Genomic DNA, 11,636 nt, shown 5'->3' with positions numbered 1-11,636 from the left:
TTTTTATCAAGAAGGGCTTGCAATTCCCGAATCTCCTCGCATGAGAAACAACTTGGGCGATGGCCATTGGGTTTGGCTGATAATCGTTGGTTTTCACGGTAAGCTCTGACCCAATTGCAGATGCTAGCCGGGGTATAACCTAAAATATCTGCCAATTGCCTGGCTGTTGCTTTTCCATCAAGATACGCATGAACAGCCTTGGTTCGGATTTCTTCAGATGCAAATTTCATCTCTGCAATCTAAACGATTTTTAAATAAAATAAAAGTCAAATTGCTCTAGAGCGGTTGCCGTTTTCAACAGCAAACCGCTCTAGAGCAGATTACCTTTGACTTTTTATGAAAGTCAAAGGTGGCATTCAGGCGAAAAACGCGGTTTTCGCCTGAATGTACGCCGCGTTGCGGCGGCTGCCGCTTTCGCGTCAGCAGAGCATTTTCAAAGAGAAAATGCTCTAATGAAATGAGCAAAACGCTCTGGTTCGGGGTTCGGGCATGGCCCACTGGCCCGGCAGGGGCGCGCTTATTTCCGCCCTGTCGCCCAGATAAGGATTGAAATAGCCGTAACGCAGCCAGGGGCAGAGCTTTTTGAGCCGTTTCATGAAGACCGCCAGCCCCATGCTCGGAGGCACGGCGCAGGTCTGGTCGCCCTGGCCGCTGCTGATCAGCCTGATGTACCATTCAGGATCAATGTTCAGGTTACGCCACTGAACCATGCTCACCCCGTTTTCCCCAATCAGCCGGGCCAGGGCGGCCAGTTCTTCCTCGGTATCCGTGACGCCGGGAAAGAACAGGAGGTTCAGCGAAACAAAAACTCCGCGGGCGCGCGCTTCCCGGATGGAGGCCCGCACATCGGCAAAGGTGTAGTCCACAGGCCGGTAATAGCGTTGGTACAACGCCTCACGGGCGCTGTTGCAGCTCACCCGCAGGCTGGTCAGCCCGGCCTCGGCCAGCCTGACCACGGCCTCTGGCCGTGAGGCGTTGGTATTGCAGTTCACCGTGCCGCGGCCGCCGCCAGCCCGGAAGAGACGCACGCTTTCCGCCAGCAAATCCGCGTTGATCAACGGATCTCCTTCGCAGCCCTGGCCGAAGGAATAAACAGGACTGCCTGTTTCCCGGCGCTCATGCAGTTGCATGACTTCCACGATCTCAGCCGCTTCCGGGGTGAAGGTCAGGCGGCACTGCGGCGTCACGGTCAGGGGCGAATCCTTGTCCTGCGCGGAAATACAGCCCACGCAGCGCGCATTGCAGGCCCGCGAGGTGGGCAGCGGGGCCTCGAAACGGCCCAGGGCGAAGTTGCGCGCCGCCGGGCAATCATAGCGCGCCACGCAATTATCCAGAATATGCCGGATCAGGCGATTGGCGGGGTGATCCCGCAAAAGATCGCGCGCGCATTTTTCAATGCGCCGACGCGGGATGTTCCGAAATTGCTGGCGCGGGTCCGCATCCACCTTGCGCGCGCAGACGTAAAAGCGCCCGCGGGCAAAGCCCACGGCTCCATACGCGAATAAAGGCAGCAAAGGCGCATGGGCGTCGCTTTTGAAGGCCGGGTGCGCCGAAAGCGTGTGCGCGGGTGCGGCAAAAGCGGCCACGGCCAACTCCTCCTGGCTCTCGATCTCGCCGCTTTGCGGATCAAGGCCCACGGCCCGGCGACCCGGCAGGAGAAAAAGCTCGCTTTCCTCCGGCAAGGGCATGAGCTCGTCAGGCCGCGGCAGGCCCCATTGCGCGCCCCTGCGGCAGACCATCAGCAAGTCCGGGTGATCATAGATATTACCGCGCTCATCGGCCATGACCAGATGCGGCTCAAGACGCTGCGCGGCCATAAAACCTCCTTGCCCAAGCCGGCATGAGCGTATATAAGCGGAACAGCGACACGCGGCCGCATCTTCCGAGGCCGCGTCCCACGCACAGCGACGTTGCGAGGCCCGCCATGTTTTCCATTATGCTGTTCATTTTTTTGTGTTTCTCAGGGATGTTGGCTGTGTTGTACCACCTGCTGCGCAGCCAGGAGCGGCTCTGCCGCGCGTTGCGCGACGAGCACGCCCAGTTGCGCGTGCTGCTGCGGGCCGTGGAATCGCGCCTGGACAGGCTTGACGGCAGCTCGGCCCCAAGGCCCACGCCGACGCAAGCCGCCCCTGCGGACGATCCCTTGCTGCATCTGAGCTTTGAAGCGCCGCGCCCGGTGCAGACGCCCGTCACCGACCCGGCTCTGGATCTGCACTTTGACCCGCCCACGAGCGAGCGGGCAGGCGAATCCTGATTCACGCCTCCATGCCCGCCAGGCCGAAGCGCCCCCTGGCCGCGGCCAGATAGGCTTCTCTGAGCCCGGGCGCGGCCAGTTCCTCTGCCCAGAGCAGATAGGGCATCTTCAGGCAATTCTCACGGATGGCCTCGGCTTTTGCCTGTCGCGCGGCCACCAGGGCCCGGGCATCCTGCATCCAGAGATCGCAGAGCCGATCCGTGAAGGCCTGGGCCCTGTGCGACGCACGGTGCGCCTCATCGATTTTCGCCAGGGCCGCCCGGCCGATATATGCCGCCAGGGGGGGATTGTTCAGCAAAAATTCGATGCGGTACAACGCATCCCCCACATCATCGGGCGCATAGCCCACCAGATGCTCGCCGTCCACAAAAAGTTGCGCCAGGCCGTGCCCCACGCGCGGCGTCACCAGGCAACCGCCACAGCCCATGGCCTCAAAGACCCGAAAATTCAAATCTCCGTGCTCGCAATGGTTCAGCAGCACCCGGCCCTGGGGGTACAGCTCGCGATAATTGCCGCGCGTCACATGCAGGCCCGGCAGGCGCTGCCCCAGCGCCTCAAGAAAAGCCGCGCGGCGCGGCAGATCGGCGTTGACCGTGCCCACAAAGAGACAGTCCCAGCGTTTGGGCGCGGCAGGATCAGGTCGATCCGCATCCCCGGCAAAGGGCGGGGACCACCAGATCCGCTCCGGGGGCAGATACGGGCCCGCGAACCGGGCCAGATGATCGCGCAGGGAAAGCAGACAGGCGTCAAAACCCTGGGCATACAGCGGCTGCCAGCTATGGATATGCGAATCCACACTGTAAAAGACCGTCAGGCAGGGGAAACGCTCCATGCCCAGCACAAAGGGCGGGCGGCTCTTGTCGGCCACAACCAGCACGTCCGGCGTAAATCCGGCCAGGCGCACCAGTTCCTCCCAACAGAAGACGCGGACGTCTTCAAAATTATACAGCGCCACATCCTGCCAGCCGCAGGATTGCAAAGCCGGGCCGAAAAAAGGACTGCCAATCCATAGCAGACGTTGCATAGCCCCCCGGAGCGAAAAAGCTCATGTACGCGGAAAGGCGCATGATCCGCGGCCTCTCCACGCTTTGTCGTATGCCGTTGCTTCCCCCGCAAGCGGCTCTTCCCAGCGATTATGACAACATAGCAAAATTATTGCACATAACAGTCAGATGCGTCAGCCCTGGGCAAGGGCCGCGAGGTTGCCAAACACGGCAAGATGCAATACCGTTGAAGCCTAGCCTTCACGCCCTCTGGCGTCAAGGCGCGAGATATTGCCATGTTGTTTACCGCCCGCCGCCTACGCTTTCTTGCACGCATTTTCCTGGCGCTGATTCTGTCGCTGTCGGCACTGCTCGGAGTGGCCGTTTATCTTTTGCAGCGCAATCCCGAAGCCCTTACCCGGCGCTTTCTGGACGAACTTTCCCAACGCACGGGCCTGACGTTCAGCGTGGAAGCCGTTGACGTGGTGATTTTTCCCCTGCCTTCCATAGCCATCAGCAACGGCACGGTGGAAGGGCAGAATCTGCATTTTTCCGTGGCCTATGCCACCCTGCGCCCGGATTTTCCGGCTTTGCTGCGCGGGGAATTCGCGCCGCGCGACATTTCCCTGCTGCGGCCCCGCCTGCGCGGCGGCATTGCTCTGCCTCTGGGCGATCCCCAGGCGCTCCTGGCGCACTTGCGCAAGGGCGGAGGCAGGCTGCCCACCCTGCCCGACGACTGCCGCCTGACCATTGTCCAGGGCGAGGCTGATCTCACGGCAAGCGACAGATCCCGCCTGCAGCTCACAAATTTGCAGTGCCGCCTGGACACGGACGCGCCAGCCGGGATCAAGGGCCGCCTGCATCTGGGCACGGCTCTTTTACAACCGGTTGACGCCCCTCCCCTGCGGCTGGCCAATGTGCTGGCCGAGGGAAAAACCAGTCTGGCCGATCCTCTGACAGCCACGCCGCATCTCAAAGCAGGCGGCGCGCTGCGCCTGCCCGGTCGTCTGGATCGGCTCGACTTCAGCCTTCAACTTCAGGGCGGAACAGGCGGCTGGACAGCCGAAACAGCGTTGCGCGGCGAAGTGAGCAAGGATCAGGCCCTGCTGCCCTTCTTTTTGGAAGGCACGGCGGCCATGCGCAACAGCCGGGATCGGATCATCAATCTGGAACAGATCCGGCTCGGCCTCGGCCATGACAGCGGGCAGCTCAGCGCGGTTCTCAGGCTTGGCGACCCAGGCGCGGAGCAGGCCGCAACCGGCGGCGAGAGCGCACTGGCGGACAAAGAAGACAGCAAAGGCCAGAGCCAAAGCAGAGGCTTCGCCCTGGACGGGCGCTTGCTGCTGCACCGCGTCAGCCTGACGCAATGGCTTGGCTTTGCCCGCAATCTGGCGCCTGGTTTGCAGTTGGCGCTGGATAACATCACGGACGGCAGCCTGGATTTTCATCTTGACGGCCAGGGCCTTGTGGTGCCGCGCATTGTGGCGCACTGCGCGGGCAGCCGCTTTACCGGCTCCGGCGGCGTGCCCAGTTGGAAAAAACCGGAAGTGGTTCTGGATCTGAGCACCCGGCGCATCAACCTGGGCCTGGCCATTCCCGAGGCCGTGGGCAAGGCTCCCGACAATCCCTGGTTTCCGCATGCCACGCTGACCCCCATGCCGGGCGGACCGCGCGAGCCCGGCGCCGTCGGCGTGGATTACAATATCCGTCTGGGCGCGCAGACCGTGGACTACGGCCCGCTCCTGCTCAACGAGGCCGAGGTTGTCATCCGGCAGGGCAAGATGGATAAAAACGGGCTGGAAGATACCCTGCTCTTCATAAACGGGCGGCTTTACAACGGCAAGGTGAGCGGGGAAACCATTCTGGGCGGCGGCAGCCAGAGCCCGTATGCGATCAGGATGAACTTCCGCGACGTGGAAGGCGCGCCGCTGGCGGCCGCTTTGGATGTGCTGCCCCTGACCCGCGGCCGCTTGCGGGCCGATGTGGAGATCATGAGCCAGGGCCGGACGCTCACGGAATTTCTGGATAAGCTCAGGGGCTCGGCAACAGTGCGCGCGGATCAGGGAGTTCTGCGCCTGTCCCGGTCGGGCGCAGGCGGCGTTGCACGCTTCAAAAGCCTGGAGGCCGGGCTCAGGCTGCGCGGCGGCAAGTGGGACAAACAGGGGCTTGGGCTGAACGGCCAATGGCAAGGCCACTTTGAGGGCGAAGGCCTGGACGCCCGCGCGGATCTCAACGGCATGATCCGGTTCAGCGGCGACGGCGGGGGCAACGGCAATCTTGATTTCCAAAACCTGCCCGGCTCGCTCTCCCTGCAAATGAGTCCCGAGCGCAGTTCCCTGCCCCAGGGGCTGCATGCGGATCTGACGGGCGAGTTTTCCTGCCGGGGAGCGCGCAATATGCTCTCCGTAAGCAATGCCCACGGCAACGCCCTGGGCATTGAGGCGCGTGGTCAGGCCCAGCTCGTCAGCGGCAAGGGCGGGATGGCCTGGCAGGGCAAACTTTTTGCGCAGAGCGCCGATCTCGGCCGGACCCTGCGCCTGGCGCGCGGCCTGAATTTCAAACTTCCTTCCGGGCTGCGCGCAATGCGGTTGGAAGCCGACTTCAAGGGCGACGCCAACGAACTGGCGCTCAGCGGCATCCGCGCCAGGCTGGACCAAAGCAGCATCAGCGGCTCCTTTTTTGCCTCCTGGCGCGCGCAGTTGAGCCTTGCGTTCCAGCTCACGGTCGATGCGCTGGATCTGGACCGCTATCTTGAGGCTCCGGGCCATGCGGCCAAACAGGCCTCTCCGGCGGTCGCGAGCGCGCCGGGGAAGCGCTGGGATCTGCGTTTTTTGCGTGAGCTCAGCGCAGAAGGGGAACTGCGCATCAAGCTCCTGACCACCTGGCGCTTCAGGCTTCAGGAGGCCAGATTTCCGATCAAACTGGAGAACGGCCGCCTGACCTGCGCGCCTGTGACCGGGCGCTTTTACGGCGCGCCTCTGCAAAGCCGGGGCAGCATTGATTTCAATAACGGCCTGCGCTTTGCGAATTCCCTTTCCGTGGAAAATTTCGATCTGGGGGCGGCCAGCCGGGATCGGGGCGGCAGCGCCGCGCTGGGAGGCCGCGCGGGCCTCAGCTCCGAAATGCGGGCCAGCCTGACCGGCCCCGGCCAGTTGCCGGCCGCCCTGGACGGCAAGTGGCGCTTCATGGTGCGCAACGGCTCATACCAGCAACGCGGCCCGGACGGGCGGCTCAAGGGCAAGCCCACGCTTTTCCGGACGGCCGGGGCCTCGGGCGTCGTTACGGCCGGAATCGCACGCAGCAGCGACTTTGATCTCCAGGGGCCCGGGCTGAAAGTCCACGGCGGCGGCTGGATCAATCTGAACACCGACACCCTGGACTGCACGTTCACGGTGAACATGAAAAATCTGCCTGATTTTCCCCTGCGGCTCTACGGCAGCCTGGACAACAGCAAAACCTCCATCGGCACGGGCAAATTGATTCTGAACACCCTGGGCGGCATTACGCAAGGTTTTGTGGATGTGCTCGGCGGCATTGTGCGGGGCACATGGCGGCTCTTTCGATAAAAAAGACGGAAAAGCCGCGCTGTGCGCCGAGCGCCGCAAAGCCCGCCCCTTTTGGCGCAAAGCCGCCCCGACAACAGGCGCGGCAAATCCGCCGTGTATATGGCCTTGCGCTCCAACCCCGTTGACAGGATGCGCTTTCAAGGATAGAAAATCAGATGCCTTTTGTACTTTTTTGCACAAATTTTCACGCTTCCGCCAAGGAGAGCAACGGTGAACATTCTGATTTTCGGACCCAACGGCAGCGGCAAGGGCACCCAGGGCAATCTGATCAAGCAAAAATACAATCTTGCCCATATCGAATCCGGAGCCATTTTCCGCGAGCATATCGGCGGCGGCACGGAACTCGGCAAAAAAGCCAAGGCCTATATTGACCGCGGCGACCTGGTTCCCGACGAGATCACCATCCCCATGGTTCTGGAAACGCTCAAGAGCAAAGGCAAAAACGGCTGGCTGCTGGACGGCTTCCCGCGCAATATGGTGCAGGCCGAAAAATTGTGGGAAGCCCTGCAAAAAGAAGGCCTCACGCTGGACTATGTGGTGGAGATCCTGCTGCCGCGCGAGACGGCCAAAAACCGGATCATGGGTCGCCGTCTGTGCAAGGAGAACAACAATCATCCCAACAACATCTTTATCGACGCCATCAGGCCGGACGGCGACAAGTGCCGCGTGTGCGGCGGCGAGTTGAGCTCGCGCAGCGACGATCAGGATGAAGCCGCCATCAACAAGCGCCACGACATCTACTACAACACCCAGGACGGCACCCTGGCCGCGGCCTGTTTTTTCAAAAAACTGGCGGGCGAAGGCAAGACCAAATACATTGAGCTCAACGGCGAGGGAAGCATTGACTCGATCAAAGAGACGCTGCTCTCCAAACTGGCCTGAGCCGGACGTCGCCGCATACAAAAAGCCCTCCTGCGGGGGCTTTTTGTATGCGGCGCGCAGGGCGCACGCCCTCCCTTTTACGGGCAAAGAGCCGGTTGTTTAGAGCGTTTTGCTGATTTCATCAGCAAAACGCTCTAGAGCAAGATTACCTTTGACTTTTTATGAAAGTCAAAGGTGGCATTCAGGCGAAAAACGCGGTTTTCGCCTGAATGTACGCCGCGTTGCGGCGGCTGCCGCTTTCGCGTCAGCAGAGCATTTTCAAAGTGAAAATGCTCTAGCCGCCCAGATACGCTTCGCGCACATTGGCGTCGGCCAGCAGGCTTGCGGCGCGATCTTCCATGACCACATTGCCCACTTCCAGCACATAGCCGCGCGTGGCGAGCTTCAGGGCCGCGCGGGCGTTCTGCTCCACGAGCAGCACGGTGACGCCGCGCTCGTTGATGGTGCGCACGGTTTCAAAAATGGAGCGCACCAGCAGGGGCGCCAGGCCCAGCGAAGGCTCGTCCAGCAGGAGCAGACGCGGTTCGGCCATCAGGGCCCGGCCGATGGCCAGCATCTGCTGCTCGCCGCCGGAAAGCGTGCCGGCCAGTTGCTCCCGGCGCTCCAGCAGGCGCGGAAACAAGTCGAAAATCCATTCCAGCGTGCGCTCGCTGCGCGCCGTGTCGCGGATGCAGAAGGCGCCCAGGCGCAGGTTTTCCAGCACGCTCATGGCCCCGAATACCCGGCGGCCCTCCGGGGACTGCGCAATGCCCAGCCTGACGACCTCATGGCTGGGCAGGCGCAAGAGATTCCGGCCTTCAAACAGAATTTCACCGGCACAGGGCCGCACCAATCCGCTGACGGAAAGCAGGGTCGTGCTTTTGCCCGCGCCGTTGGCCCCGAGCAGGGCGACTATCTCCCCCTCTTCCACGCGCAGATTGATGCCGTGCAGCACTTCCACGCTGCCGTAGCGCACCCGGATGTCTGAAAGCGTCAGCAAAGCCATGTCTCACCACTTCTCATCATCGACGCCGAGGTAGGCCTCAATCACTGCCGGATGTCGCCGCATGGCCTCGGGCGCGCCCTCGGCGATCAGGGTGCCGTGCTCCAGAACCACCAATTTTTCACAGATCTGCATGACCAGGCGCATGTCGTGCTCAATGAGCAGCACGGTAATGCCCCGTTGGCGGATGGCCCGGATAATCTCCACCAGACAGGCGGTTTCCTGATCGTTCATGCCTCCGGCTGGTTCGTCCAGAATCAGCAAGCGGGGGTCCGAGGCCAGGGCGCGCGCGATTTCGAGCAAACGCTGGTTGCCGTAGGACAGGCCACCCGCGGCCTCGGCATGGCGATCGGCCAGGCCCACAAAACGCAGTTCTTCCATGCAGCGGGCCACGGCGGCCCTTTCTTCGCGCCGCTGGCCCCTTGTATGCAGCATGCAGGCCAAAAGCCCGGCCTGCATCCGGCAATGCCGCCCGGCCAGCACGTTTTCCAGAACCGGCAGCTTGCCGAACAAACGGATGCTCTGAAACGTCCGCGCAATGCCCAGCTCCACAATCAGATGCGGCTTGAGGCCGGTAATGGATGCGCCCTCAAAGAAAATACGGCCATTCTCGGGCGTGTAATTGCCGGTAATGCAGTTGAACACCGTGGTCTTGCCCGCCCCGTTGGGCCCGATCAGGCCCACAATGCTGCCCGCTTCCACCGAGAAGGAGAGATCGTTGACCGCGATCAGGCCGCCAAAGATTTTGGTCACATCCTGCAAAGCCAGAAGACTCATGCGGGCCTCCCGGTTGCCGCGCCCCCGCCGCCTTCCCGATTCTTCCGGGCGCAAGAGCCTGGCGCGTCGGGAGAGGCGGGCGAGCCGCTTTCTCCGGCCAGGGGGTAACGGCGCGGCCTGGGCGGCAACAGGCCCTGCGGCCGCCAGATCATCATGATCATCATGGCCAGGCCGAAAATCAGCATGCGCGCGTTGGAAAACTCACGCAGCACTTCCGGCAGGCCTATGAACAAAAACGCGCTGATCAGCACGCCCAACTGGCTGCCGCCGGAGAGGATGACCACCGCGAAAATGATCACCGATTCCATGAAATTGAAGGATTCCGGCGCGATAGTTGTCATTTTGGCGGCATAGAGCGTGCCGGCCATGCCGGCCCAGAACGCGCCCAGCACAAAGGCCGCGAGCTTATAGCGGGTGACGTTCACCCCGCAGCCCTCGGCCGCGATGTCGTCCTCCTTGATGTAGTTCAGCGCCCGCCCGAAGCGCGAGTGCCAGAGCCCGTAAAAGAGCAGCAGGCTCACCCCGGCCATGCCCCAGACCAGATAGTAAAACTGCACGCTCCTGACGATTCTGTAGCCCAAAAACTGCGGGCGGCTGATGCCGAAAATGCCGTTGGCCCCTCCGGTCAGGCCGAAGACGTCATTGATCAGGGCAATGCGCACGATCTCCACAATGCCGATGGTCACGATCAAGAGGTAGTCGCCGCGCAGATGAATGATCGGCCGGGCCACAATCAGGGCGAAGAGCGCGGCCGCGGCCCCGGCCAGCGGCATGGTCCAGAATATGGGCCACTGCTGCACAGTGTTCAGAATGGCCGTCACATACGCGCCCACGGCAAAAAAAGCCGCGTGCCCCATATGAAAAATGCCCGCCTGCCCCAGAATCACGTTCAGCGAGAGCGCCAGCAGAGCGTAAAGCCCGATGCTCACGCACACATCCAGCCAGTAGGCGTTGCAGACAAGCGGCAAGGCGCAGAGCGTCAGCCCCAGGGCAATGCAGAACGGCGTGCGGCTCATAGCTTTTCCGCCGTGCGTTCGCCCAAAATGCCCGTGGGCCGGATGATCAGAATCAGAATCAGCACCAGAAAGGCAATGGCGTCTTTCCAGGCAATGGCGATATAGCCCGCGGCCAGGGCCTCTATCACGCCCAGCAGAAGGCCGCCGATCATGGCGCCGGGAATGTTGCCGATACCGCCCAGGATGGCGGCGGTAAAGGCTTTCAGCCCGTAGCCCCAGCCCATTGTGAAGTCGAGCTGGCCGTAGTAGATGCCCACCATCAGCCCGGCCGCGCCGCCCAGGCCCGGCCCGATCAGAAAAACCAGAGAAATCACCCTGTCCACATTGATGCCCATCAGCCGGGCCGCGCCCGGATCAATGGCCACGGCCCGCACGGCCGCGCCCATGCGGGTACGCTGGATGAAGGCCCAGAGCCCGAGCATCAGCAGCACGCTGGCCGCAATGACCAGCAGGCGCACGCCGGGCACCGCATAGCCCAGAAGATGCACGGTGAAATCCGGGCGCAGAAAGTCGGGATACACATAGACGCGCGCGCCGTAAATCAGCATGATCGCGTTCTGAAAAAAGATCGAGGCCCCCAGGGCCGAGACCACAGCCGAAAGACGACCGGCGGTGCGCAGAGGACGATAGGCGGCGCGCTCCAGCAGACAGCCGATCAGCGCCACCAGCAGGCCCACCATGACAAACACGGCCAGCACCGCCGCCACCGGGGGCAGCAGCCCGGCCAGGTTGCAGCTCACCAGCAGGGTCAGCCCCAGGTACGCGCCGATGGTGAACAAATCCCCGTGCGCAAAGTTGATCAGCTTGAGCACGCCGTACACCATGGTGTAGCCCAGGGCCACCAGCGCGTAAATGCCGCCCACGGCAAGGCCGTTCAGAAGTTGCTGAAAGAATTGTTCCATAGTGTCCGTAGATGAGCGTCCCTGCCGGCGCTTGCTTGGCGTATCTCTTCAGAATTGTGAGTATTTTATAAACAGCCCCTTCCCCGCCGGCGTCAGATTGTTTTTCGAGGCGCGCGCAGTTTACGCGCGTCCAGGCTCCAAAAACAAGCCTTGCGTGCCGACGGGGAAATATCTTCTTTTCACAAAATGCGTCCCCGGCGTTGCCGTCGCCATGCGGCAAGGCGGCTTAGGCCGCCACCGCAACCTACTCCGCCCGCATGGCCGGGGCGCGCCG

Annotated in this window: 11 protein-coding genes; 3 read left to right on the top strand and 8 right to left on the bottom strand. The window is 62.3% G+C overall.

What is annotated here, in order from left to right; translation table 11 throughout:
- The 3 genes from G7Y52_RS10480 to G7Y52_RS10470 all read right to left on the bottom strand — a co-directional run.
- The coding region (locus G7Y52_RS10480) for a helix-turn-helix domain-containing protein (protein WP_165065509.1) at nucleotides 1-230 on the bottom strand (230 nt) is incomplete at its 3' end.
- 64 nt (nucleotides 231-294) lie between these two features.
- Nucleotides 295-465, bottom strand: a complete 171-nt coding sequence (locus G7Y52_RS10475) for a hypothetical protein (RefSeq protein ID WP_165071487.1) — start codon at nucleotides 463-465, stop codon at nucleotides 295-297.
- Complete coding sequence (locus G7Y52_RS10470; protein ID WP_165071484.1) at nucleotides 450-1,817, bottom strand: radical SAM protein; 1,368 nt, start codon at nucleotides 1,815-1,817, stop codon at nucleotides 450-452. Before G7Y52_RS10470 ends, G7Y52_RS10475 begins: the two co-directional genes overlap by 16 nt.
- A gap of 149 nt (nucleotides 1,818-1,966) precedes the next feature.
- Here G7Y52_RS10470 and G7Y52_RS10465 point away from each other — a divergent pair, with 149 nt between their 5' ends.
- Nucleotides 1,967-2,254 (top strand): hypothetical protein, encoded by a 288-nt coding sequence (locus G7Y52_RS10465; RefSeq protein WP_241159705.1) that lies wholly within the window; start codon nucleotides 1,967-1,969, stop codon nucleotides 2,252-2,254.
- A gap of 1 nt (nucleotide 2,255) precedes the next feature.
- On the opposite strand, the gene G7Y52_RS10460 is transcribed toward G7Y52_RS10465, so the two are convergent.
- A complete protein-coding gene (locus G7Y52_RS10460) occupies nucleotides 2,256-3,278 on the bottom strand; it encodes a glycosyltransferase (RefSeq protein ID WP_165071477.1) in 1,023 nt (340 codons plus the stop codon).
- 255 nt (nucleotides 3,279-3,533) lie between these two features.
- Here G7Y52_RS10460 and G7Y52_RS10455 point away from each other — a divergent pair, with 255 nt between their 5' ends.
- Together G7Y52_RS10455 and G7Y52_RS10450 are read left to right on the top strand one after the other, a co-directional pair.
- A complete protein-coding gene (locus G7Y52_RS10455) occupies nucleotides 3,534-6,803 on the top strand; it encodes an AsmA-like C-terminal region-containing protein (protein ID WP_165071474.1) in 3,270 nt (1,089 codons plus the stop codon).
- Between the two features lie 210 nt (nucleotides 6,804-7,013).
- Nucleotides 7,014-7,685 (top strand): adenylate kinase, encoded by a 672-nt coding sequence (locus G7Y52_RS10450; protein ID WP_165071472.1) that lies wholly within the window; start codon nucleotides 7,014-7,016, stop codon nucleotides 7,683-7,685.
- 274 nt (nucleotides 7,686-7,959) lie between these two features.
- Here G7Y52_RS10450 and G7Y52_RS10445 read toward each other — a convergent pair whose 3' ends face one another.
- Genes G7Y52_RS10445 through G7Y52_RS10430 form a run of 4 tightly spaced genes read right to left on the bottom strand, consistent with a single transcriptional unit; the run spans nucleotide 7,960 to nucleotide 11,362 of the window.
- A complete protein-coding gene (locus tag G7Y52_RS10445; RefSeq protein ID WP_165071468.1) occupies nucleotides 7,960-8,670 on the bottom strand; it encodes an ABC transporter ATP-binding protein in 711 nt (236 codons plus the stop codon).
- A gap of 3 nt (nucleotides 8,671-8,673) precedes the next feature.
- The gene (locus G7Y52_RS10440) at nucleotides 8,674-9,444 is read right to left on the bottom strand and encodes an ABC transporter ATP-binding protein (protein ID WP_165071464.1); all 771 of its coding nucleotides are present in this window, start codon (nucleotides 9,442-9,444) and stop codon (nucleotides 8,674-8,676) included.
- Nucleotides 9,441-10,460 carry a branched-chain amino acid ABC transporter permease gene (locus tag G7Y52_RS10435; protein WP_241159704.1) on the bottom strand — a complete coding sequence of 340 codons (1,020 nt, stop codon included), beginning with the start codon at nucleotides 10,458-10,460 and terminating at the stop codon, nucleotides 9,441-9,443. Before G7Y52_RS10435 ends, G7Y52_RS10440 begins: the two co-directional genes overlap by 4 nt.
- On the bottom strand, nucleotides 10,457-11,362 hold the full coding sequence (locus tag G7Y52_RS10430) for a branched-chain amino acid ABC transporter permease (RefSeq protein WP_165071460.1): 906 nt from the start codon (nucleotides 11,360-11,362) through the stop codon (nucleotides 10,457-10,459). Before G7Y52_RS10430 ends, G7Y52_RS10435 begins: the two co-directional genes overlap by 4 nt.
- Nucleotides 11,363-11,636: the final 274 nt, after the last annotated feature.

This window comes from Desulfovibrio sp. ZJ200 (assembly GCF_011039095.1).
GTDB lineage: Bacteria > Desulfobacterota > Desulfovibrionia > Desulfovibrionales > Desulfovibrionaceae > Desulfovibrio.
The sequence above is the reverse complement of the archived record's forward strand: the minus strand, read 5'-3'. Positions and strand labels throughout refer to the sequence as shown.

What these genes read in the sequence shown, in the direction of transcription:
- G7Y52_RS10470 (WP_165071484.1), bottom strand. Translation starts at nt 1,817, where the DNA reads ATGGCCGCGCAGCGTCTTGAGCCGCATCTGGTCATGGCCGATGAGCGC.
- G7Y52_RS10465 (WP_241159705.1), top strand. Translation starts at nt 1,967, where the DNA reads ATGTTGGCTGTGTTGTACCACCTGCTGCGCAGCCAGGAGCGGCTCTGC.
- G7Y52_RS10460 (WP_165071477.1), bottom strand. Translation starts at nt 3,278, where the DNA reads ATGCAACGTCTGCTATGGATTGGCAGTCCTTTTTTCGGCCCGGCTTTG.
- G7Y52_RS10455 (WP_165071474.1), top strand. Translation starts at nt 3,534, where the DNA reads ATGTTGTTTACCGCCCGCCGCCTACGCTTTCTTGCACGCATTTTCCTG.
- G7Y52_RS10445 (WP_165071468.1), bottom strand. Translation starts at nt 8,670, where the DNA reads ATGGCTTTGCTGACGCTTTCAGACATCCGGGTGCGCTACGGCAGCGTG.
- G7Y52_RS10440 (WP_165071464.1), bottom strand. Translation starts at nt 9,444, where the DNA reads ATGAGTCTTCTGGCTTTGCAGGATGTGACCAAAATCTTTGGCGGCCTG.
- G7Y52_RS10435 (WP_241159704.1), bottom strand. Translation starts at nt 10,460, where the DNA reads ATGAGCCGCACGCCGTTCTGCATTGCCCTGGGGCTGACGCTCTGCGCC.
- G7Y52_RS10430 (WP_165071460.1), bottom strand. Translation starts at nt 11,362, where the DNA reads ATGGAACAATTCTTTCAGCAACTTCTGAACGGCCTTGCCGTGGGCGGC.